Origin of the sequence: Sphingobium phenoxybenzoativorans, assembly GCF_001757355.1 — a bacterium.
Taxonomy (GTDB): domain Bacteria; phylum Pseudomonadota; class Alphaproteobacteria; order Sphingomonadales; family Sphingomonadaceae; genus Sphingobium; species Sphingobium phenoxybenzoativorans.
In genome coordinates this window covers 24,834-47,877 of record NZ_MINO01000007.1, presented here as the reverse complement: position 1 = coordinate 47,877, position 23,044 = coordinate 24,834, and the positions used below count along the sequence as shown (strand labels likewise).

21 protein-coding genes are annotated in these 23,044 nt (G+C 60.8%); 13 read left to right on the top strand and 8 right to left on the bottom strand.

Translation table 11 applies throughout. From position 1 onward, the window contains the following. The 8 genes from BHQ40_RS05705 to BHQ40_RS05670 all read left to right on the top strand — a co-directional run bounded on the left by BHQ40_RS05705 (nucleotide 1) and on the right by BHQ40_RS05670 (nucleotide 9,849). The gene (locus BHQ40_RS05705; protein ID WP_070153728.1) at nucleotides 1–456 is read left to right on the top strand and encodes a nuclear transport factor 2 family protein; all 456 of its coding nucleotides are present in this window, start codon (nucleotides 1–3) and stop codon (nucleotides 454–456) included. 18 nt (nucleotides 457–474) lie between these two features. Then, entirely contained in the window at nucleotides 475–1,368 is an 894-nt protein-coding gene (locus BHQ40_RS05700; protein WP_216094855.1) for an isocitrate lyase/PEP mutase family protein, read from the top strand. Continuing rightward, nucleotides 1,365–1,853: a PaaI family thioesterase gene (locus BHQ40_RS05695; protein ID WP_083276722.1), complete on the top strand. Its 489-nt coding sequence runs from the start codon at nucleotides 1,365–1,367 to the stop codon at nucleotides 1,851–1,853. Before BHQ40_RS05700 ends, BHQ40_RS05695 begins: the two co-directional genes overlap by 4 nt. 42 nt (nucleotides 1,854–1,895) lie before the next feature. Continuing rightward, nucleotides 1,896–2,666: an SDR family NAD(P)-dependent oxidoreductase gene (locus BHQ40_RS05690; RefSeq protein ID WP_070153726.1), complete on the top strand. Its 771-nt coding sequence runs from the start codon at nucleotides 1,896–1,898 to the stop codon at nucleotides 2,664–2,666. Between the two features lie 32 nt (nucleotides 2,667–2,698). After that, a complete protein-coding gene (locus tag BHQ40_RS05685; RefSeq protein WP_070153723.1) occupies nucleotides 2,699–3,469 on the top strand; it encodes an SDR family NAD(P)-dependent oxidoreductase in 771 nt (256 codons plus the stop codon). Nucleotides 3,470–3,643: 174 nt separating this feature from the next. Continuing rightward, nucleotides 3,644–6,055 (top strand): TonB-dependent receptor, encoded by a 2,412-nt coding sequence (locus BHQ40_RS05680; RefSeq protein ID WP_070153720.1) that lies wholly within the window; start codon nucleotides 3,644–3,646, stop codon nucleotides 6,053–6,055. Between the two features lie 157 nt (nucleotides 6,056–6,212). Further along, on the top strand, nucleotides 6,213–8,591 hold the full coding sequence (locus tag BHQ40_RS05675; RefSeq protein WP_070153717.1) for a TonB-dependent receptor: 2,379 nt from the start codon (nucleotides 6,213–6,215) through the stop codon (nucleotides 8,589–8,591). Between the two features lie 70 nt (nucleotides 8,592–8,661). After that, complete coding sequence (locus BHQ40_RS05670; RefSeq protein ID WP_070153714.1) at nucleotides 8,662–9,849, top strand: cytochrome P450; 1,188 nt, start codon at nucleotides 8,662–8,664, stop codon at nucleotides 9,847–9,849. Between the two features lie 400 nt (nucleotides 9,850–10,249). On the opposite strand, the gene BHQ40_RS05665 is transcribed toward BHQ40_RS05670, so the two are convergent. Then, entirely contained in the window at nucleotides 10,250–10,645 is a 396-nt protein-coding gene (locus tag BHQ40_RS05665) for a nuclear transport factor 2 family protein (protein ID WP_070153711.1), read from the bottom strand. Between the two features lie 176 nt (nucleotides 10,646–10,821). On the opposite strand from BHQ40_RS05665, the gene BHQ40_RS05660 reads away from it, so the two are divergent. Genes BHQ40_RS05660 through BHQ40_RS05650 form a run of 3 tightly spaced genes read left to right on the top strand, consistent with a single transcriptional unit; the run spans nucleotide 10,822 to nucleotide 13,620 of the window. Beyond that, on the top strand, nucleotides 10,822–12,312 hold the full coding sequence (locus BHQ40_RS05660; RefSeq protein ID WP_253183272.1) for an aldehyde dehydrogenase family protein: 1,491 nt from the start codon (nucleotides 10,822–10,824) through the stop codon (nucleotides 12,310–12,312). Between the two features lie 43 nt (nucleotides 12,313–12,355). Next, a complete protein-coding gene (locus BHQ40_RS05655) occupies nucleotides 12,356–12,817 on the top strand; it encodes a nuclear transport factor 2 family protein (RefSeq protein ID WP_070153705.1) in 462 nt (153 codons plus the stop codon). Further along, nucleotides 12,814–13,620, top strand: a complete 807-nt coding sequence (locus BHQ40_RS05650; protein WP_070153702.1) for an SDR family NAD(P)-dependent oxidoreductase — start codon at nucleotides 12,814–12,816, stop codon at nucleotides 13,618–13,620. Before BHQ40_RS05655 ends, BHQ40_RS05650 begins: the two co-directional genes overlap by 4 nt. A gap of 59 nt (nucleotides 13,621–13,679) precedes the next feature. Here the strand turns inward: BHQ40_RS05650 and BHQ40_RS05645 are convergent, their stop codons facing one another. The 4 genes from BHQ40_RS05645 to BHQ40_RS05630 form a co-directional block, all read right to left on the bottom strand. Further along, the gene (locus BHQ40_RS05645) at nucleotides 13,680–15,785 is read right to left on the bottom strand and encodes a PQQ-dependent dehydrogenase, methanol/ethanol family (protein WP_070154029.1); all 2,106 of its coding nucleotides are present in this window, start codon (nucleotides 15,783–15,785) and stop codon (nucleotides 13,680–13,682) included. A gap of 10 nt (nucleotides 15,786–15,795) precedes the next feature. Then, a complete protein-coding gene (locus BHQ40_RS05640) occupies nucleotides 15,796–17,106 on the bottom strand; it encodes an MFS transporter (RefSeq protein ID WP_070153699.1) in 1,311 nt (436 codons plus the stop codon). Between the two features lie 10 nt (nucleotides 17,107–17,116). Then, the gene (locus tag BHQ40_RS05635; protein ID WP_070153696.1) at nucleotides 17,117–17,851 is read right to left on the bottom strand and encodes an SDR family NAD(P)-dependent oxidoreductase; all 735 of its coding nucleotides are present in this window, start codon (nucleotides 17,849–17,851) and stop codon (nucleotides 17,117–17,119) included. Between the two features lie 68 nt (nucleotides 17,852–17,919). Then, complete coding sequence (locus BHQ40_RS05630) at nucleotides 17,920–19,395, bottom strand: FAD-dependent oxidoreductase (protein ID WP_070153693.1); 1,476 nt, start codon at nucleotides 19,393–19,395, stop codon at nucleotides 17,920–17,922. A 171-nt stretch (nucleotides 19,396–19,566) separates the two neighbouring features. On the opposite strand from BHQ40_RS05630, the gene BHQ40_RS05625 reads away from it, so the two are divergent. Further along, the gene (locus BHQ40_RS05625; protein WP_070153690.1) at nucleotides 19,567–20,283 is read left to right on the top strand and encodes a GntR family transcriptional regulator; all 717 of its coding nucleotides are present in this window, start codon (nucleotides 19,567–19,569) and stop codon (nucleotides 20,281–20,283) included. Between the two features lie 51 nt (nucleotides 20,284–20,334). Further along, the gene (locus tag BHQ40_RS05620; protein ID WP_216094854.1) at nucleotides 20,335–21,183 is read left to right on the top strand and encodes a MaoC/PaaZ C-terminal domain-containing protein; all 849 of its coding nucleotides are present in this window, start codon (nucleotides 20,335–20,337) and stop codon (nucleotides 21,181–21,183) included. Between the two features lie 41 nt (nucleotides 21,184–21,224). On the opposite strand, the gene BHQ40_RS05615 is transcribed toward BHQ40_RS05620, so the two are convergent. The 3 genes from BHQ40_RS05615 to BHQ40_RS05605 are packed head-to-tail and all read right to left on the bottom strand — an operon-like array spanning nucleotide 21,225 to nucleotide 23,040. Then, nucleotides 21,225–21,743, bottom strand: a complete 519-nt coding sequence (locus BHQ40_RS05615) for a nuclear transport factor 2 family protein (protein WP_070153684.1) — start codon at nucleotides 21,741–21,743, stop codon at nucleotides 21,225–21,227. Next, complete coding sequence (locus BHQ40_RS05610; RefSeq protein WP_070153681.1) at nucleotides 21,740–22,267, bottom strand: nuclear transport factor 2 family protein; 528 nt, start codon at nucleotides 22,265–22,267, stop codon at nucleotides 21,740–21,742. The genes BHQ40_RS05615 and BHQ40_RS05610 overlap by 4 nt, the downstream gene beginning before the upstream one ends. A gap of 14 nt (nucleotides 22,268–22,281) precedes the next feature. Then, a complete protein-coding gene (locus tag BHQ40_RS05605) occupies nucleotides 22,282–23,040 on the bottom strand; it encodes a glucose 1-dehydrogenase (protein ID WP_070153675.1) in 759 nt (252 codons plus the stop codon). Nucleotides 23,041–23,044 lie beyond the last annotated feature (4 nt).

Sequence of the window (23,044 nt, the reverse complement as noted above, 5' to 3'; positions counted from 1 at the left end):
ATGTCGGCCAGCGCGCCCTCTGCCTCGCTCGATGACGCCAAGGCGATAGTCCTTGGCTATTTCGAGGATATCTCCGCCGCGCGCTACGATGCCGCGCGCGCGCGTATCGCCGAGGACGCGACATGGTGGGTCGTGGGCGAGGGGCGCTGGCCCATCGGCGGCACCTATGACAAGGACAGCATGCGCGCGTTGACCGATATGGTGCGCGACCGCTTTCCCGCCGGATTGAAGCTTACCGTTCACGGGGCGGTGGCGGAGGGCGATCGCGTCTTTGTCGAGGCGGAATCGCACGGCACCCGCCGGGACGGCCGCCCCTATAATAACAGCTATATTTTCATCTTCACGGTTCGCGACGGGCTGATCCGTCACCGGCGCGAATATTGCGACATGTTTCATGCCAATGATCTGCTCTGCGGGCCGATGGACGACGCCATCAGCCAAGCGGAGCCAAAATGACGGCGGGGGAGAAAAAGCGTGCGTAAGACCACGGAGCTTCGGCGCCTGATAGAGGATCGCGAATTGCTCGTGATGCCGGGGGCCTATGATGCGCTGAGCGCGCGGATTGTCGAGGAGTCTGGATTCAAGGCGATCCAGGCGTCCGGCGCGAACATCGTCGCATGTCATTTCGGCGTGCCGGATTACAGCCTGGTGTCGGCGCGGGAAATGGCGGAGCATACCGGCCGGATCGCGCGGGCCGTGGATGTCCCGGTCATGGGCGACGGCGACACAGGGTTCGGTAATGCAGTCAACGCCTATCTGACCGTCGAGCAGTTCGAGCGCGCCGGCGCCGCCGGGATCAATATCGAGGATCAGGTCGTGCCCAAGCGGTGCGGCCATCTTGAGGGCAAGGTGCTGCTCGATTTCGACGAAGCCGTCGCCAAAGTGGAGGCCGCCTGCGACGCGCGCCAGGACAAGGATTTTGTCATCAACGCCCGCACGGACGCGCTGGGCGTGTTCGGCATTGAGGAAGCCATCCGCCGCGGTAACGCCTTCCTGAAGGCTGGCGCGACAATGGTTTTCCTGGAAGGCGCGGATTCCGTCGATGCGATCCGAAAGGCTGTGGCGGAGATTGACGGACCGGTCGCGATCAACCTTGTCGAGGGCGGCAAGACGCCCAAATCCCTGACCTTCGCAATGCTGCAGGAATTGGGGGTCGCTCGTGTCAGCCTCCCCTCCACGGCGATGCAGGCGGCGGTTCAATCGCTGCGGACTGTATTCGCGCGGGTGAAGGAAGCGGGCAGCATCGAGGGGTATGAGGAATTGCTGTGCGGTTTCGGCGTGGCGCAGCGCCTTCTGGGCCTGGATGAGATATTCGCGCTGGAATCCCGCTACATGTCCCGCCTGACGGGCAAGGCCGGTCATCCGTGACGAGCCGGTCGCGCAGCTATGAGTATTCGGTGGTCGACATGTCGCGCCCGCCGCTCGCCGATCGCAGCGGCGTGGAGTTTTTCAAGGGGCTGAAGGACGGTTCGATACCGGAGCAGCCGATCACCCAGACGGTCGGCTGGGATATCGATGTGGTGGAAAAGGGCTATCTCAGCCTGCTGTTCGAACCGAAGGACTATCTGCTCCATGCCGCAGGGCTGGTGCATGGCGGCGTGATGGCGACGCTGTTGGACAGCGCCATGTCCGGCGCGGTGATGACGACGCTGGAAAAGGGGCAGGGCTGCACCACCATCCAGCTTAACATCAGCCCGGTGCGCGGCATCCGGGCCGATGCGCCCCGGCTGCGTATCGAGGGCCGGGTTGTGCATGGCGGCCGCCAGACGGGCGTCGCCACCGGCACGATCAAGGATGAGGAAGGCCGGCTCTACGCGCATGGTTCGGCAAGCTGCCTGATCTTCAAGACATAATATTTGGATATCCGCCAAAGGGCGGCAAGCGGGAGATGACGCATGGGAGAGTTCACGGGTAAAGTCGCCATTGTCATGGGCGCATCGACCGCTGGCGGCATGGGCGACGCGACCGCGCGCCGCCTGGCGAAGGAAGGCGCGAAGGTCGTCGTTTCAGGTCTGGGCAAGGCGCATCTGGAGGCGCTGGCCAAGGATATCGGCGGATCGGCTTTTGAGGCGGACATCACGTCCGAAGCGGCCGTAAAGGCGCTGGTCGATTACACGGTCGACACTTATGGCGGCCTGCATATCGCCGCCAATCTTGCGGGACTTTGCGATCGTTGCTCCATCCGGGACATCACCGAGGAGCATCTGCTGAAGATGACGAAGATCAACTATTTCGGCACGGTCTGGTTCGTGAAGCAGGTCGCCGAGCAGATCGAGGATTATGGCGCGATCGTCACCATTTCCTCGCTGTCGGCGCATGACCCGATTTCCGGGATCACCGCCTATGCGTCTGCCAAGCGTGGAGCCGACCGCTTCGTCCAGGCGGCGGCCGTGGAATATCGCGACAAGCGCCTGCGCATAAACGCGATCATTCCATCCACCAACGACACCAATATGCTGCGCAAGGGCATTGAGGAATTTGGCGGAAAGTTCGAGGAGTTCATCAAGCCCTTCGTCGACCTGACGCCGCTTGGCCGTATCTCGCAACCCACGGATATTGCTGCGATGGCCTATATGATGTTGCGCGACGAATTTTTCGAAACCGGCCAGACCGTCAACTGTTCGGGCGGCAATGCGCTGCTTGGGCAACCGCGCATCTACGCCTGACATAATCAATCCAATCGCGAAAGGAGAAGGACATGGGTGAGTTCAGTGGCAAGATCGCCATCGTCATGGGCGCATCGACCAAGGGCGGCATGGGCGAGGCCACCGCAAAGCGGCTGGCCAAGGAAGGCGCGACTGTCGTCGTGTCGGGTCTGGGCAAGGATAATCTGGAGGCGCTGGCCAAGGAAATCGGCGGCGCCGCTTTCGAGGCCGACATCACCAAGGAAGCGGAGGTGAAGGCGCTGGTCGACTTTGCGGCCGACACCTATGGCGGCCTACATATCGCGGTCAATCACGCCGGTCTTTCGGACCGCTGCTCCATCCGGGATTTCACCGAGGAGCATCTGCTGAAGATGACGAAGATCAACTATTTCGGCACGGTGTGGTTCATCAAGCAGGTGGCCGAACGGATCGTCGATTACGGCGCGATCGTCACCACCTCGTCGCTGTCCGCGTGGGACACGCTGTCGGGCATCACCGCCTATGCCGCGGCCAAGCGCGCCGCCGACCGTTTCGTGCAGGCGGCCGCCGTCGAATATCGGGAAAAGCGCCTGCGCATCAATGCGATCATCCCGTCGACCAACGACACCAACATGCTCCGCAAGGGGCTGGATGAATATGGCTATGATTTCGATACCTTCACCAAGCCGTTCATCGACCTGACACCGCTCGGCCGTCTGTCCCGGCCGGAAGATATTGCCGGCATGGTCTATATGATGGTGCGGGACGAGTTTTTCGAAACCGGCCAGATCTGGAATTACAGCGGCGGCAATTCCCTGTTGGGCCATCCGCGCACGCTCGCCTGAGCGGCTGAAGATAAAAGGGGGACGGGGCGGTATATGCCGCCCCGTTTTTTATTGGGCCGCCATTCCGGGAATGGGACGAGATGACGCATTTTGCATGCAATAGCTATTGCATGCAAAACTGGGGTGGAATATGACATAAATTGTCAATTCAGAAGAATATGGGGAGGTTATTGAATGCAACCTAGGTCATATATCGGCCGTAAGCGCCTCAGTGGCGGTATTGCGCTGATGCTGACGACCGCCTTTTGCGGTATGGCGCAGGCGCAGGATGAAAGCCCGGCCGCCACGCAGCAGGCGCCTCAGGCCGATGACGCGCAGGGTTCCGCCGCCGGAGACATCATCGTCACCGCGCAGCGTCGCGAACAGCGTTTGAACGATGTGCCTCTCTCCGTGCAGGCCAAGACCGGCGAAACCCTGACGCAGGCGGGCGTCACGGATTCCCGCGCCCTTGAACAGATTTCACCGGCCGTGAACTTCAACGCCGGATACACGCCGACCGCAACCTCCGTAGTCATTCGCGGCGCGGCGTCGCTCGCCCAGGAAGGCGGCATCCAGCCCAGCGTCGGCGTCGTCATCGATAACGTGCCGGTCGGCCGTCAGGCGGAATTTATCGTCGATCTGGCGGACATCGACCGGGTCGAAGTGTTGTCCGGTCCGCAGGGAACCTTGTTCGGCAAGAACTCCACCGCCGGCGTCGTCAACATCATCACCAACCGTCCCAAGAGGGACTTTGGCGCATCGTTCGAAGCGACCGGGACGACTGATGAGGAAGTGATCGCCAAGGGCATGCTGAACGTGCCGGTGGGTGAGCGCGTCTCGGCCCGCGTCAACGGCTATTACCATTATCTCAGCCCGCTGATCGAGAATCTCGGCACCGGCGGCGACCTCTGGGGCCAGCGGTCCTATGGCATGCAGGGCAAGCTGCTGTTCGACATCAGCGACACCACCAACCTGCTGCTGACCGCCAATTACAACAAGTCGCGCAGCTCGGCCGGCGTCCAGTTCGTCATCACGCCGATTTCCGAACCGATCGGCACCTTGCAGACCCAGACCTTGCTGGGCCTGGTCGGTCGCGGCGTCGATGTCGTTAATCAGGATACGCAAACTTATAACAAGTCGCGTAGCTATGCCTTTATCGGGGAGCTGAATTCGGAACTGAGCGACTCCCTGTCGCTTGTCGCCATCTCCGGCTATCGCAATTTCTCCAGCAGGACGGAGATTGAGGTCGATAACGGGCCGACCGGCGTCAATCCGGGTCGCGGTTTCTCGCCCAATCCGCTGGGCTACCCCATTTCCTACGTGGCCTTTGATGACGACCATCTGCCGGAACAGTATAAATATTTCTCGCAGGAAGTCCGCTTGAACTACACGGGCAATGGCATCGACGCCGTTGTCGGCGGCTATTTCCAGGATTTCGAGGAAAAGCGGAACCTGATCCTGCCGTTCGTTTTCGACGGGGCGTTCGCGCTTGCCGATCCGTCGCTGGCCGGGGTTCTTTTCTATAACGACACGCGCACCCAGTCGCGGCTGAAGGATAAGACGATCGCCGCCTTCGCGGATGTCACCTATGAAATCGTGCCGACCGTGAAGGTGTTTGCGGGTATCCGTTACACGCACGAAAAGCTGAATTTCGACTATGCGAAGCAGACCTATTTCAACCCCGTCGCCGGGTTCTTCGATCCGGTGACGCAGATCAACAGCGCGCCGCCGGTCGGCACCTTCAACGTCGACAATGCGACCCGCAGCGACAATAATATTTCGGGCCGCGTCGGCATCCAGTGGCAGCCGCAGCGCAACCTGAACTATTATGCGTCCTTCAATCGCAGTTATAAGGGGGCGGCCGCCTATCAGGGTACTGGCCTCAGCAATGCCGCCGACGCGCTGATCGCGCCGGAAATCGCAGAGGCGTTCGAAATCGGCGCGAAGCAGCGCTTCTTCGACGGCGCGCTGTCGATCGACATCGCGCTCTATTCCCAGAAGATCAAGAATATCCAGCAGACGGCTGTGCTTCCGGGGACGGTCACGACGCAACTCGTCAATGCAGGTGATCTGAAGATCAAGGGTTTCGAGCTGAACAGCTCTTTGCGGCCTGTAGACGGCCTGACTCTGAATGCGGCGCTGGTCTATAACGACTCGCAATATTCGGGCGACAATTTCTTCCCGTGCGGACCTTCGGCGACGCCGGGTGTCGGCCAGTGCGGCGCAAATGGCCTGATCAACCTGAACGGCCGCCGCGCCATCTCCTCGCCGCGGGTCAAGGTAGTGACGTCCGCGACCTATGACATCGACCTGGAAGGGCCGCTGAAGATTCGCACTTATGCAGCGTATAATTGGCGCAGTTCGAACCAGTTCCAGCTTTATCAGGATCCGCTCACCAAAGAGCCGGCCTATGGCATCCTGGATGCGTCGATCGGGCTGGGCGACGATGATGACCGTTGGTCGCTCACGATTTTCGGCAAGAATCTGACCAACAAATTCTATTATGCCTATCTGAACACGGCCGATTTCTTCATCGGCCGGCAGTTTGGCGGCCTGACGCGCGACTATAAGCGCTATGGCGGCCTGCGCCTGACCTACAAGATGTAATCCGGTTGAAATGCTGCGCCATCGTCACACGCGATGGCGCAGCATTCGCCTATTAGGGCGAAAACAGATGCATTTTGCACGCAATTCATATTGCATGCAAAAATTAGCCGCGATATAGAGACATACCCGGAAATAAGAATTTAAAGGGGAGGATTGAATGCAAAGCAATCGCAATCTGTGGAAATGCGGCAATATCATCTTTGCCGCTCTCATGACATCGACGGCCCTGGGGGGCGCGGCTTTCGCGCAGGACGCAGCGCCGCAGCAGGCTGCTGCGGATGACGTAACGTCCGGCGACATCATTGTTACGGCCCAGCGTCGCGAACAGCGCCTGGGCGACGTGCCGCTTTCCGTGCAGGCGCAGACCGGAGAAGCGCTGACCAAGGCGGGCATCACGGACTCCCGCGCCCTGGAGCAGGTGTCCCCTGCGCTGAACTTCACCGCCGGCTATTCCCCGACGACGACATCGCTCGTCATCCGCGGTGCGGCCTCGCTCGCCAATGAGGGCGGTATTCAGCCGAGCGTCGGCGTGGTCATTGACGGTGTGCCGGTGGCGCGCCAGGGCGAATTCATCGCTGACTTGGCCGACATTGATCGCATCGAGGTCCTGTCCGGTCCGCAAGGCACCTTGTTCGGCAAGAACTCGACGGCGGGCGTCGTCAACATCATCTCCGCGCGGCCCAAGCACGAATTTGGCGTGAATGTTGAGTTGACCGGCACGTCCGACGAGGAAGTGATCGCGAAAGGCACGATCAACGCGCCTGTCTCCGACATGGCCGCCCTGCGCGTTACCGGATATTATCATTATCTGGACCCGATGGTGCAGAATCTCGCCGGTCCCGACCTGCATGGGCAGCGGTCCTATGGCGGTCAGGCGAAGCTGCTTCTGGACTTTTCCGACACGGTCAACCTGCTGCTGTCGGGAAGCTACAACAAGAGCTACAGCACCTTCGGCAACAACTTCGTCATTACCCCGAACTCCCCGCCGCTCTCTGACTTCCAGCGTGCTGTTTTCGGGCCGATCGGCTGGGGCGTGGACGTGGCGAACCAGGACACGGTGTCCTATTCCAAGAACAAGCTCTATAGCTTGGTTGGCGAACTCAATGCCGATCTGACCGATGAGCTGCATCTTGTGTCGATCACCGGTTATCGCAATTCCAACAACCGCGTCGAAATCGACGTCGATACTGGTCCGGTCGGCATCAATCCCGGACGCGGCTTCTCACCCAATCCATTGGGCTACCCCATTCAATATGTAGCCACCGAGGATGAGCATCAGGTCGAGATCTACAAATATTTCTCGCAGGAAGTCCGCCTGGCATATAGCGGCAACGGCCTGGATATTGTCGCGGGCGCCTATTACCAGAATTACAATGAAACGCGGCAGTTGCTGCTGCCTTTCATCTTCGACGGGGCGTTCGTTCTTCAGGACCCCACATTGGCCGGGGTGCCTTTCTATGTCAGCGACACGCTGCATTCGGCGCTGTCGGATGACACCATCGCCGTTTTTGGCGACGTGACCTATGCGATCACGCCGACAATCAATGTCTTTGGCGGCTTGCGTTACACCAATGAAAAGTTGCAGCTCGACTATTATCACGACGCATTCTTCAATCCGGCGGCCGGCTTCTTCGATCCGATCACGGTGACGAACAGCGCGCCGCCGATCAGCAACATCACCTTCCGGTCAAAGCGCACCGACAATAATCTGTCGGGCCGCATCGGCGTCCAGTGGAAGCCGGCGCCGGGCCTCAACTATTATGCATCCTATAACCGCGGCTATAAGGGGCCAGCCGCCAATCAGGGTCGCGCCGCCAATAATGCGGCGACGGCCCTGCTTGATCCGGAAATCGCCGATGCGTTCGAAATCGGCGCGAAACAGCGTCTTTTCGATGGCCTGCTGACCTTCGACATCGCGCTCTACAAGCAGAAGATCAAGAATATCCAGCAAAGCTCGATCACGGGCGGCGTGACGGTTGACCTGATCAATGCGGGTGCGCTGAAGATCAAGGGCTTCGAGAGTAACCTGACCCTGCGTCCGGTCGACGGGCTGAGCCTGAACGCCGGCATCGTCTACAACGACGCCTATTATAGCGGCGACAACATCTTCTTCACCTGTGGACCGACGATAACGGCGGAATGTCCGAATGGCGCTGCGGGTGTTCAGAACCTTAATGGCAAGCAGGCCATCGGGTCGCCCAAGTGGAAAGTCGTGTCGTCCGCGGCCTATGACGTACCGGTCAACGAAAGCCTGAAGGTGTCGCTGCGCGTCGCCTATAACTGGCGCAGCAGCATCCAGTATCAGTTGCAGCAGGACCCGCTGACCCGTCATCCGTCCTATGGCATATTGGATGCGTCGATCGGCGTAGGCGATCTGAACGACCGTTGGTCGCTCACCCTGTTCGGCAAGAACCTGACCGATAAATTCTACTATTCGAACCTCAACACGGCCGATTTCTTCATCGGCCAGCAGTTTGGTAACTTCGGACGCGACTATCGCCGTTACGGTGGCCTGCGTCTGACCTACAAGATGTAAAATATCGTGGCCGCGCCGGATCATCTCCGGCGCGGCCACCCAATTTGCGGCGGGGAAGGGAACGCACACAATGACAGAAGCATGGCCGTTACCGGATGTATCGGCCGACCGGATCGTGGATTTCGATTTCTTCGATGTGAAACCGGTTGATGGCGACCTGCACGCCGGGTGGAAACGCTATTTCGACGGGCCGGAGATATTCTACACGCCGCGCAACGGCGGGCATTGGGTCGTCACGCGCGCGGACCATATCTACGAGATATTCCGCGACTATGAGAATTTCTCGAACAGCGGCATCGCGCTGTTCCGTGAGCCGGGCGAGGCGCGCTTCATCCCGGGAGAGCTTGATCCCCCGATGCATAGCGATTTCCGCAAGCATCTGAACCCGGAGCTTTCACCGCGCCGCATCCGGGCGTTCGAAGAACAGGCGCGGGAATTGACCCGCGAACTGATCGACGGTCTGGTCGACGGCCGGGAATGCGAATTTCAAAGCACCATCGGCCACCGCATGCCGATCTATAATTTTCTGGTTTTCCTCGGCCTGCCGAAGGAGGACAGCGAAGTCCTGCTGCCGGACGTGGAGATCATCGGGCGTAGCGGCGACTTCGAAGCCTTCTCGAAGGCGCTGGGCGCTGTCCAGGCTTATCTCGATGCGCGGCTGGAGGAGCGGCGGCAGACGCCGGTCGACGATTTCCTGGGCCGTCTGGTCGACGCCGATATTGGCGACCGGAAAATCACCCCGCATGAGGCGCGCGTCTGCTCCCTCAATGTGCTGTTGGGCGGTCTCGATACGGTCACGGCGTCGATGGGCTTCTTCATGAACTTCCTCGCCCGCAATCCCGGCCACCGGCAGCAACTGGTCGACGATCCTGAACTGATCGACGAGGCGATGGAGGAATTGCTCCGCCGCCACGGCATCTTCAACACCGCCCGGCTGGTGAAGAAAGAGATGGCGTTCGGCGATGTGGTGTTCCGGGAGCGCGACCTGGTGATGATCCCGACCGCGCTCTACAATCTGGACGAGCGCCGTTTCCCGGATTCCCTGTCCGTCGATTTCCGTCGGCCGGACAAGAACCACCTGACCTTCGCGGCGGGTATTCACCGCTGCCTGGGATCGAATTTCGCGCGGGTGCAGATCAAGGTGCTGCTGCAGGAATGGCTCGCGCGCATCCCTGATTTCGGCATTGCGCCGGGCAAGGACACGATAGTCCAGTCCGGCCGCGCCAACGCTGTCACGCATCTGCCGCTAGCCTGGTAGGGGCGGCCGGTATTGGGGGGAAACGGACTTCTGATTTTCGTCACCCCGGACTTGATCCGGGGTCCCGCTTTCCCCTTCCGGCTAGACAGTAAAAAAGGCAGCGGGACCCCGGCTCAGGGCCGGGGTGACGAGATTCTGGCGCGGCCTGTCCTACACCCCTGCGCGGCCGCTAGTCTCCGCTCGATACACAGATGCGCGGGGACATCGACAATGCTGCAGTTCAACAAAATCGCATATCCCCGTCACGCCATGACGGCTGATGTCGGACGCCCGGATTCAACGGCCGCAAACCCTCTCAAACGCAAAGTTGCGGGATGCAATGGCAACCCGCAACTTCCGCAACTTCGTTGGATTTTCGGTGGGGTTTTGGAGGAGGGCCAGCCTGCGCTGGCCCGTTGGACTATACGTCCAGAATGTCGATCAGATGCGCTGAATCGAGATATTCGCGGCCCTCGACGATCTTGCCCTCGCGGATCACGAACAGGAAATGATAGCGGTTATTGTAGATCATGCCGCGCTTGTTGACGGAATGGGATTCCACTTCCACTGCGACCCGTTCGCCCTCGGCGGTGACGCCTTTGATCTCCAGCCGCAGCGGTTCGGCGAGCGCCGCCATCACGCCGTCGGCATACATGGCGCCCAGACCGTCGCGGTCCACCCGGCGGCCGACCGGAGCGGGAGCGATGACATCATATATGACATCGGGCGCCAGCCGGTCCCATGCCTCGGCGACGCGGCCCGCGCTGACATCCTCGAAAAAGCCCGTTGCGACGTCACGGGGGCTGGGATGGCTCATGATATTTCCTCTCTCTGGCGTTTCGATCCTATTTTGCATGCAAAACTAGCTTGCTTTATCCGGTTCCTCAAGAGTAACTCGCTCTAGACGCATATTATTGCATGTAATATGGTGGATTCGAAAGAGCTTCGAGAAGGCAGGCCGCTGTCTGCCCCGCAATCTGGGATAGGATGATTATGGATATGCCAACGCTGCGCCGGATGACCGGCTCGTTCATCGGCAATGACTGGGCCGAACCCGTTGACGGGCAGTTTGAGGACATCATCAACCCGGCGACAGAGGCCGTCTACGGCGTCGCCATGGTCGGCAGCGTCAAGGATTGCGACAAGGCGATCGCGGCGGCGCGCAAGGCGTTCGACACCGGTCCCTGGCGGCGCATGTCCTTCCGCGATCGCGCGCGCAAGATGGAGCAGCTCCACACGGCGCTGATGGCGCGCAGCGATGAGATCATCGACATGATCATCGCGGAGGCGGGATGCGCCCGCGCAGAGGCCGCCGGCCTGCTGTTCGCCATTCCGCTGCAGCAACTCGCCGCCGACATAGAGGAGGCGTATCGCCGTGAGGAAGTGCTGCCCTTGCCCTATATGGTCAATCCGGGCTGGGGAGGGGACAAGGTGCTTGGCGCGGGCGTCAAGCAGCGCGTCCCTGTCGGCGTCGTCGCCGCCATCACGCCCTTCAATGCGGGCTTCTTCCTGAATGTCGTGAAAAGCTCCGCCGCGCTCATCACTGGCAACAGCGTTGTGCTGAAGCCGTCCCCCTACACGCCCTTCCAGGCGTGGATATTGGCCGAAACCATCCGCGAGCTGGATTTCCCGCCGGGCGTGTTCAACGTGGTGACGGGCGGGGTCGATGTTGCGCAGTTGCTGACGACCGATCCCCGCGTCGACATGGTGAGCTTCACCGGGTCGGATGCCGTTGGCTCCGCCATCATGGCGCAGGCCGCCCCCACGCTGAAGCGGCTGCTGCTCGAACTGGGCGGCAAGTCGGCGCTGATCGTGCGGGAGGACGCGGATCTCGATGTTGCGGCGGGTTCCGCCTTCTGGAACATCACCTGTGAAACGGGGCAGGGCTGCTGCCTGTTCACGCGGCATATCGTCCATAACAAGATCAAGGACGCCTTCATTGAGAAGATGACGGCGATGGCCTCGACCGCAAATGTCGGCGATCCCAGCGATCCCGCCGTCACCGTCGGTCCACTGATCCGCGCCAAGGAGCGCGATCGTGTCGCGGGCATGGTCGATGCGGCCGTTGCCGATGGCGCGAAGGTCGTATTCGGCGGCAAGCGTCCGGCGCATCTGGACAAGGGCTTCTTCTACGAACCGACCCTTCTGACCAATGTCGACAATAGCGCAATGATCGCGCGGAAGGAGATATTTGGCCCGGTCGGTATCGTCATGGGCTTCGATACCGATGAGGAGGCGCTGGCGATCGCCAATGACTCCGAATTTGGCCTTGGCGGCGGCGTCATCTCCTCGGATCGCGGCCGGGCCTTTGAAATGGCGCTGCAGCTCGATGCGGGCTTCATCGTCAATAATGAAGGCCCTGGCGCCAAGCATCCGGCGGCGCCGTTCGGCGGCTTCAAGCGGTCCGGCTATGGCCGCGAGAGCGGAACCGAGGGACTGGACGCCTATACCGATCTGAAATCGATCGTGTTCCGCGCGGGCTGATCAATCGCCCTGCCGATCAAGAACAGCGATATGGAGAGAAATTGTGGCGCATGACATCCAGTATCTGTCGGACTATGTCGATATCCGGCAGCTCAACGCCCTGTATAACCGCTATGCGGACATTGGCGATGGTCAGGCTTATTCCAGCCTCTACACCGTGGACGCCGAATTCAATATTGTCGGCAACCGCATTTATCGGGGGCGGGCGGAGATCGCGTCTGCGGCCGCCGCGACAAGTGTCACGGTGCATGTGACGACCGAGACGGAACTCGATATTCAGGGTGATAGCGCATTTCAGAAAGTGCGTTTCATCTCCTGCTACCGCGCGCCTGACAAGGCGAAGAATGATTTCGTCGCGACCGGCTGGTACATCGACGAACTGCGCCGCACCGATGAGGGCTGGCGCTATCATCGCCGCCGGGTGGAGCTGGACCTCGACACCAATGAGGTGTTCCGCAAGATGACCATCAGCGACCAGTTCAACGCGCTGGCCGAGGCGCAGTGACAGGCGGCTTTGACCGCCTCTCGCTGACCGGTAAGGTCGCCGTCATTACAGGCGGCGGCAACGGCATCGGTGCTGAATCCGCCGTGTTGATGGCGGCGCGCGGGGCCGATGTCATTGTCGCCGACATCAACCTTCCCGCGGCCCAGGCCGTGGAGAAACGGATTAGGGACAATGGCGGCAGCGCCCTGGCCCTGTCCGTCGATGTGGGCAAGTCCAGCGAATTGCAGGCCCTGATGGACAAGGCCGCCGATCATTTTGGCGGCCTGCACATCCTGTTCAACAACGCCTTCTTTCAGGTGCTTGGTTCGGTCGAGCAACTGGCCGAGGAAGATTGGGACAGGACGCAGAATGTCACGCTCAAATCCGTTTATCTCGGTTCCAAATATGCGATCCCGCATATCCGCGCGTCGGGCGGCGGCGCGATCGTCAACACCGCATCCATGCATGCGATAACGGGCTTCCGGGGTTTCGCCGCCTATCAGGCCGCAAAGGGCGGCGTATGCGCCCTGACCCGGCAGATGGCGATGGATTATGGGCGGGAGAATATCCGGGTGAACGCGGTGCTGCCCGGCCCGACGATCACTGCCGCCTTTGCGCAGGTTCCGCAATCCTATGTCGATATCTGCGCCCGGCGCATGCCGATATTGCGTGTCGGACAGCCGGATGAAACGGCCGAAGCCGTGGCTTTCCTGGCGTCTGACGCTGCGTCCCTGATTACAGGCATATCCATGCCCGTCGACGGCGGCGCAACCATCGTGGGCGAACCGGACTGGCTGGACGACCGGCCGGATGTCCTTCCCTGATTTAGCCTTCGCGGCGGACCAGCCAGCACATCCTGCCGGCTGGTCCGTTCGCTAAAGCCTTATTTCTTCGGCAATTCCTGACCGATCGTGCGGAGATATTGCCGCACCGCCTCACGATCCGCATCGGACATATCCTCGAAACGCGGCATGCCCTGCGGCACCAGCGCCCCGTCACGCAGGATCGCGTCAAACGCTTCCTTCTGGGCGGGAACCGACGATGCGCGCAGGTCCGGGGCCGTGCCGGAAGCCAGGCCCCGGCCGCCGTGGCAGATGCCGCAGGCGGCGTGATACATGATGTTTCCGCGCAGCGCGACGGCGGCATTCGGCACGAAATCCGGGTCGCTCGGCGCGATGGGCGGCGTTGGCGGCGGCGTGGCGGGCAGCTTCTCCTTGCCCCCGATGGCAAAGGTAAGGACCCGCCGTGGCGTCGTACGGTAATCGATGTTGAACGGCTTTGTGCCCTCGCCGAAATACCCGCCGCCCGCGCCGCCGCTCCCCGTGATGACCGTGACATATTGTTTGCCATTGACGGAATAGGTGATGGGCGGAGCGACAACCGGACTTTCGGTATTGAACGCCCACAGCAGCGTACCCTTCGCAGCATCATAAGCCGCGAAACGATTGTCGATCCGCCCCTGGAACACCAGATCGCCAGCCGTCGCCATTGTGCCGCCGGGCCAGTCGCCGGGCAATGCCACCGTCCAGCGCGCTTTCTGCGTTACCGGGTCCCAGGCTTTCAGGAAGGCTTTCTTGCCCTCCTTCAGCTTGGGCTGAAAATCGCCCGTGATGCCCATGCCCGCGCTGATATTTTCCGGCTGGGTAGAGCGCTTCTCTTTCGTCAGATCGACGCCCTGGTCGCCGATGATCATCCCGCGTTCCAGGACGGGCAGATAGACAAGGCCAGTCTTGGGGCTGTAGCTTTGGGGCAGCCAGCTATGGCCGCCGGTGATGCTTGGCCACATTTCGAACAGCTTGCCATATTCATGATAGCGTGCGCCGGGATTCTCCACCGGACGACCTGATTTCAGGTCGATGCGCGACGCCCAGGTGACCTTGGTATAGGGTTCGGCGGAGATCAGTTTCCCGGTGGTCCGGTCCAGAACATAGAAGAAGCCGTTGGTCGGCGCCTGCATCAGCACCTTGCGCGGTTTTCCGTCGATGGACAGCGTGGCCATCGTGATGTCCTGCGTGGTCTTGTAATCCCACTGTTCGCCGGGATTGATCTGATAGTGCCAGATATATTTGCCGGTCGCCGCGTCCACCGCGACGATTGAGGCAAGGAAAAGATTGTCGCCGCCACCGGGACTGCGCAGCGCATGATTATAGGGATAACCGTTGCCCGATCCGATATAGAAGCGCTTGAGTTCCGGGTCATAGATCATGGAATTCCATGCGGTGCCGCCGCCGCCTTCCTTCCACCATTCGCCCTTCCAGGTGCGGGCCGCGATCTGGGTGGTTTCGTCGTGATCCACCGCCGGATTGCCGGGCACCAGGAAGAACCGCCAAAGCTGTTTGCCCGTCTTGGCGTCGTAGCAGGTGACATAACCGCGCGCGCCGCCGCCATCCGCGCCCCCATGGCCGATGATGACGCGGCCGTCGAATACGCGCGGCGCGCCCGTGATGAAACGGTTGTCGGTGGGTTCGGTCGTCATCGCCGTCCACATGACCGCGCCGGTCTTGCCATTGAGCGCTATCAGGCGGCCGTCATGGGTCGGCAGATAGACCATGCCGCCCCAATAGGCGATCCCGCGGCTGCCATAACCCTGGCGCAATTTCGTGCCCGACTTCTCTGCGGCCTTGCTGTCATATTCCCACAGCAGCTTGCCGGTCGTGGCCTCAAAGGCGCGGAGATAGCTGTGGCCGGTCGCGGTGTAGACAATGCCGTCAGCCTCTATGGGCTGAGACAGGCTGTGCGCGGCGGGCAGGTCGAATGACCAGGCCAGACCGAGTTTGTCCACGGTGCCTGTGTTGATCTGTTCCAGTGGGCTGTAATGCTGTTCGCCTGCCGTCCGGCCATAGGAAGGCCAGTCATTCGGCGAAAGGCCAATGCCGCCATCATCGGCAGGATTGATTGCGGGGCTGCCGCTGCATCCGCCCAGAGCCGCAATGGCCATCGCCATCGCCGCCACGCCGGGCAGGAACCGCCCCAACCGATCTGCTTTCATCAGCATATCCTCAATCCTCGATAAGGCCGTGGTCGCGCGTCTCCGGCAGGAGCAGCGCCACGATGAGACCCGCCAGCATCACGGCGGCCAGATAGTAAAAGAACATGTCCTCACGCCCGACGCGCTTGAACCACAAAGCGAGAAACTCGCCCGTTCCGCCGAACACGGCATTGGCCAGCGCGTAGGGAAGGCCAACGCCCAGCGCACGGATATGGGCTGGATAGAGTTCGGCTTTCACGACCGCGCCGATCGCGGTGTAGCCGGAGAAAAGCAGGAGCGGCACAAGGATGAGCGCGAATGCTTCCGCCGGATGGCGCGCCGTGCTCAGCGCCTGCATCACGGGGACAGTGCACAGGGCCGTCGCGCCGAACGACATGATGAGCGAACGCCGCCTGCCTATGATGTCGGACAGCAGGCCGAACAGCGGTTGTGCAAGCAGGAATATCACCAACGCGACGGCCATGATGGCGGTCGCCTGCGGCGCAGTGAACCCGGACGTGTTCACCAGGAATTTCTGCATATAGCCGATAAAGACATAGAAGCCGGTGCTGCCTGCGGCCGTCAACGCGAATACCAGGATGGTGGCCCTGCGATGTTCGGTCAGCAGGTGCCGCGCGGCGCGATTTTGCACCTTGTCCGACTCTGCCGCGCGGAATGAATGGCTTTCGTCCAGGCCCCGCCGGATCCAGAATACGACGACAGCCAGCGCGGCTCCCAGCAGGAAGGCAAGCCGCCACCCCCAACTGGCCAGCGCTTCCGGGCTGAGCAGCGACTGGAGCAGCATCAGCAGGCACAGCGCGGACAATTGCCCAAGCACCAAAGTCACGCATTGGAAGCTCGACCAGAAGCCGCGCCTGCCGCTACCCGCCATCTCACTGATATAGGTAGCGCTTGCGCCATATTCTCCGCCCACGCTCAGGCCCTGCAACAGACGTGCGGTAAGCAGGATGGCGGGGGCGAAGGCGCCGATAATGGCATACCCCGGCGTCAGCGCGATCAGGCAGGATCCGGTGCACATCAATCCCACCGACAGGCTGAGCGCGGCCCGCCGCCCACGCCTGTCAGCATAGAGGCCGAACAGCCATGCGCCGAGCGGCCGCACTACGAAGCCCAAGGCAAGCACCGCTGCGGACTGCAGGAGCTGAACAGTCAGGTCGCCCTTCGGAAAGAATATCGGCGCGTAATAAATCGCGAAGGAAACGAAGATGAACCAGTCGAACCATTCGACGAAATTGCCCGCCGCCCCGCCAATAATAGCCTTGAGCCGGCGGCGTGACGACAAAGGCGCATGGGCGCTCTGCAGGATAGCCTCGGCCGTCATCGCGGCTGTTTCACGCGTTCAGCCCGCCGTCCACAACCATGTCGGCGCCCGTCATATAGCTTGAGGCGTCGCTGGCGAGGAACAGTGCGACCTTGGCGATTTCCTCTGCCGTCGCAAAGCGCTTCATGGGAACCGCGGCGCGCGCCGCATCGATGAGCGTGCCTGCGTCGTCGCGCATGAGCATGGGCGTTTCCACGCCGCCAGGAAGGATCGTGTTGATCCTGATCTTCCGTCCAACCAGATCGTGCGATGCATAACGAGTCAGGCCGCGCAAAGCCCATTTGCTGACGCCATAGCCCAGATAGGTGGGATATCCGCGCAGCGCCGCCGTCGACGCCACATTGACGATAGCGCCGCTTCCGGCCTTTTCCATGAAGGGCGTTACGGCCTGTATTCCGTAGAGCGCCCCGAACACATGGATGTTCATGTAACGCTGCAACTGCGCCGTGCTGATCGCATCGACCGGTTCATAACCGGTGATGCCCGCATTGTTGATCAGGATGTCGATTCCGCCGAAATGCCCGGCGCTTTGCTGCGCAACATTTTGCCATGCTGCCTCATCAGCGACGTCGAGGGGCAGGAACAGCGCGCGGTCGCCAAGTTCGTCCGCAAGCGCGCGGCCGTCCTCCGTCACATCGGTCAACACCACCTTTGCGCCCTCGGCATGGAACAACCGCGCCTCCGCAGCGCCCTGACCCCGCGCCGCACCTGTGATGATCGCGACTTTCCCTTCCAGAACCGGCATATGTCTCTCCCTCCGCCGTTGCGCGGATGCCTGTTATTTCATCTCACCGAACGCGTCCGCCGCCGGCGTCAGGCCGCAATCGACGGTGTAGTCTTGCCCTTCGCTCCAAGCGTTTCGCATATCTTGCGGCCCGCCTGACGCCCGAACACCAGCCCGCGCAGCACGGACGTCGCCCCGACATACAGATTATAATAGAGGCCGACCGTCTCTCCCGACGCGTACAGGCCGGGGATGGGTTCACCATCGCGGTTCACGACCTGCGCATCCTTGGTGATCTTTACGCCGCCGCACGTGAAGGTGTTCGCGCACATGATGGGGTAGGCGTAGAGATCGCTCTCGTCGATCGGGCGCGCCCAGTTCGATTTCGGCAGGGCCAGACCCTGCGTATGGAGATCGTCCAGCCGCGTCGTGTCATAATCACCTTCAACCGTAGCCGCATTATAGCTGCGCACGGTTTCGATAAGGACGCGCTCCGGCACGCCGATCTTGCTGGCCATCTCCGCGATGGAGGAGGCGCGGATCGGTTCCTGATCCGTCTTGATGCGGGTGCGGATATTGGGGATGTCGAACATGCGGGAGTCGAACAGCAGATGCGCGATGCCCAGCTTCTGCCGCATGATCGTCCACGACACATCGTCATAGATCAATTCATAGCGGTTCGACCCTTCGTCCATGAACCGCTTGCCATGCACATTGACGAGGATGCCATAGTTCACGACCGCGATCAGCGCCTCATGCTTGGGCGACCGCGGATCGACCGGCTCACCGTGGAACATGTCATATTGTCCGGCTGGAGCGGCGCCGACGGCCAGCATCATCTCAATGCCTTCGCCCTTGTTGAACACGCCGCCAGGGGAGACAGGGCGGGTCAGATGCGCATTATGCCCGACATAACGGGTCATCATTTCCAGATTGCCCTGATAGCCGCCGGACGCGATCACAACATTGGGCGTTTCGATCGCGAAATTGCCCTTTTCTTTCGACCAGCAGCGCACGCCCCGGATATTCCCGGCGTCATCCAGCAACAGCGACCGCCCGGTCGTCTGATACATGATTTCGACACCCAGCTTTTCAGCGGACGTCGCCAGCGCTTCCACAATGGCCAGGCCGCCGCCGCTCGGCCCCATGCGTTCCGGGCCTTTCTGCAGCAGCATCGGGCTGTGGAACGTGAATTTGACGCCATGTTCCTTCAGCCACGCCATCGTACCCGGCGCATTTTCGGCGAGCGAACCGACGATTTCGGGATCGTTGAATGGATAGGCGCGCACATTCTGCGGCCAATTCTCATAATCGTTCGAAACTTCCTTCAGAAATTCCGGCCCGATCGCGCCATGCCCGCGTTCCAGGAACAGGTCGATCAAATCGTCCGCAACCTCGTCCTCGGTCTTCATGCGCATCCAGGCTTCGGTGTAGCGCGAATTGCCGCCCCGCTCGTCATAGGGCGCACGCTCCAGCAGCGCGACCTTCGCTCCGCCTTCCGCCGCCGTCACTGCGGCAGACAAACCTGCGACTCCGCAACCGATTACAACTACGTCCCAAGCCATTTCGACTTCACTCCTGATACTCGCCGTAACTGCGGCCTTATCGCGGCGCATTCTTCTTTGGATGCAATTGCCGGCGACCACTGCTAAGGTTGATACCGAAAACCAAGGTTGCATGCAAACTTGGTTTTGAGAAAATTTCGTGATGCTTTGTAAGAAATGGGGACGACAGGAATGGTAACGGTTACCGAGCAGGTGATCTCAGAGATTCGCGAGCGGATTCTGGATGGGAAATATGGTCCCGGCGCGCACCTGCACGAGGCGACCCTGGCTTCCGATCTTGGCGTATCGAGGACACCGATTCGCGATGCGCTGCGCGTTCTCGCGAATGAGGACCTGCTCGTTTACTACCCCAATCGCGGCTATATCGTGCGGAGCGTCGAGCTTAGCGATGTGCTGGACGCTTATGATGTGCGCGGCACTTTGGAAGGGCTGGCTTGCCGCGTCATTGCCGAACGAGGCATGGATGATGCCGGTAAAGCGGCGTTTTTGGAGATTATCGAGCAGGGTGAGGAAATCTTCCGCTCACCTGAATGGGGTCCTGCGCAGCAGGCCGCGTGGCGGGCACTGAACTCCCAGTTTCACTATGCTTTGCTGGAGGCGTCGCATAACAGGCATCTGGATCCGATCATGCGGCAGATCCGCTTTTTTCCCCGCATTTTCGACAGCCGCCTGAACCCGGATTCGGATTTCTTCCAGAAGGTGCACACCCGCGAACAGCGCCTCCGGTCGCACCACGACCATGTGCATATCGTGGAAGCGATGATGCGCGGCGAGGGGGCGAGGGCGGAGGCCCTGATGCGCGAGCATGTATACGCCAACCGCGAATTGCTCCGCGGTGCTTTCGAGGCTGTATCCAATCAGACGGAAGAAGAAGATCAGGCGGCCTGACGCATTGAATTGCATGCAATGAGGGCATAAACGGGGCGTCAGGAGATGCCCGTGATTCCCTATGAAGCGCTGTTGAAAGTCCGATCCCCCGATCGCGAATTTGTCTGGAGCGATCGTGACGCGATGCTCTACGCCCTTGGCATAGGCATGGGGGGCGATCCGTTGGACACGGACGAATTGGCCTTTGTCTATGAGAAGGATCTGAAGGTCGTTCCGTCCTTTGCGACGGTTGCGGCCTGGGGCTCCAACCCGCCACTGGCGGAGACCGGTGTCGATTACAGCCGGGTCGTCCATGCGGAGCAGGCAATCCGGCTGCACAGGCCGCTACCTGCGTCTGCGCGCGTGAAGGCGGATGGAGGCATCGTCGCCGCCATCGATAAGGGCGACAAGGGCGCCATACTGATGGCCGAAACCACGTTGCGGGATGCCGAGACTGGCGCGCCTTATGTCACGCTTTCTGTTGGATGGTTCGCGCGCGCTGACGGGCATTTTGGAGGCCCGGCAACGGGAGGCGCTGCGCCTCACATCGTGCCGGACCGGCCACCCGACAAATCCGTGGACTATGTGACGCGCGCCGATCAGGCGCTGCTCTATCGTCTGGCGGGGGATCGTAATCCCCTGCATGCCGATCCAGAGGCTGCGCGCCGGGCGGGGTTCGACCGGCCCATATTACACGGGCTTTGCACCTTCGGCATCTGCTGCAGAGCTGTCCTGCAGCATTATGCGGCATTCGAGCCGGAACGGATGGTGAGCCACAAGCTGCGTTTCTCCGCACCTGTCTATCCGGGGGATGTTGTGACCGTCGATCTGTGGCGTGACGGCGACCTCGTGTCGTTCCAGGCGCGGGTCAAAGCGCGGAATGCAACGGTCATCCAGAATGGATGCGCGGAGGTTCGCTAAAACGGTTGGGGGTGGTCAGGCCGATAGATTGTGCGGCCGCGTCAATTCTCCCATGCTGCGTCGGGATGGGCCGGGCCATCCTGCATCGGTTCGGGCGTCCGGTCCGTTTGGACGCGCCAGCGATGGATAAGCCATATATTTTCGCGCTTTACCAATGTGCCCGTATAGGTTCCCGTTGCTTCGATATGCGGATGGGGACCATCCGGGCTGGTGCGGACAAGCGTCATCGTCACGCCGACATCGGCATCGCCGATACTTTGGCGGGCGACATAGGGGTTTGAAAAGAGGAAAAGCCGCCGTTCCCCGCTGGCAGGGTTGGCCTTGCGGTCCCGGTAGAGCTGGAAAATATGCTTTTCCCCAGCCAGCAGCGTGGCTTTATCGACCGGGTAGGTTCCGTCCGGCAAATGGATTTCGAAGATCGCGTCATCCGCGAACAGGCTTCCCCATCCTTCCAGATCGCCGTCATTGGCATAGGCGGAGTAAATGCCCAGCAGATTGAGGATGGCGAGCCGGTCCGGCAGTTGCGCCGATGATGGCACTTCTGCCGGATGGGCATTCATACCAGATGGCCTGAGCGCTGGAGCGAAATGTCAAAGGCCGTCGTGTCGCCCTCGCTGGCGAAGGTACCCATGCGGACCTTGTGGAACAGCCACCCGCCATCGGGCTGGCGCGTGAGCCACCCTTCCCATGGCATCTGCTTGTTGCAGTGGATATTGACGCCAGGCGTGCGGTTTCCGCCGATATTCCTGCGGTCGCCGCTATCCTCCTCCTGGATATAATGACAGGCGTAGAGCTTGGTCTCCACATGCGCCGTATCGCCATCGACTGTGATCAGATGGTTGGTGCTGATGTGAACGGTGACGTCGAAACCGGGCAGGAACTTCTTCGGTCCCAGCTTGGTGACATATTCCTCCGGCATCATCTCACGATCTATGCCGAGCTGATTGGCCTGCATGTGAAAAGGCCGCGAGAGTACGGACATGACGAGGTCAAAGTCGCGCGTGTCCAGACCCTTCATGTAACGATAGACCTGATCGGAGATCATCGCGCGGTCGATCAGTGTCTGCGTATCGATAGTGCCCATGGTGCGATCCTTGCTTATTTGACGCTGTAGCCACCATCGACTGGCATGATGAGGCCGGTGGTGAAGGAAGCGCCCGGCGAGCAGAGCCACGCCGCTGCGTCCGCGATTTCTTCCGGCAGGCCGATGCGCTCCATGGCGTTTGCCTTGTAATATTGGGAGGCGACTTCTGGCTCTATCTGGTCGAGGAATGTGGTCATCCCTGTTTTGACTAGGCCGGGGCAAATCACGTTAACGCGCACATTCTGCGATCCGAAATCGACAGCCGCCGTTTTTGTGAGCCCGATCACGCCATGCTTGGCCGCCACATAGGCCGATGCCATCGGCACTGCCCTGAGTCCCGCGCCCGACGCCACATTGACCACGGACCCACCGCCGGAACGGAGCATCGCCGAAATTTCATATTTCATTGAAAGATAGATGCCGCGCAGGTTGATCGCGATCAGGCGGTCCCAATAGTCAGACGCAATGTCGACGATCGTACCGGCTTCATATTGGTATACGCCCGCGCTGTTCACCGCGAAATCGAGCCGCCCATAATGGTCGAGCGTTGCGTCAACCCAGCCTTTGACGTCGGCTTCTTGCGACACATCTCCTGCGACGAATTGCACTTCATGTCCTGCGTCGCGCAAAGCCGCGGCTTTCGCTTCGCCAACATCGGCGCGCGTCCCGGTGATCACGACCCGCGCGCCCGCCTGCGCAAAGCGTATGGCGGTCGCCTCGCCGATGCCTGAACTGCCACCGGTGACCAGCGCCACCTTGCCCGAAAAATCCATATCC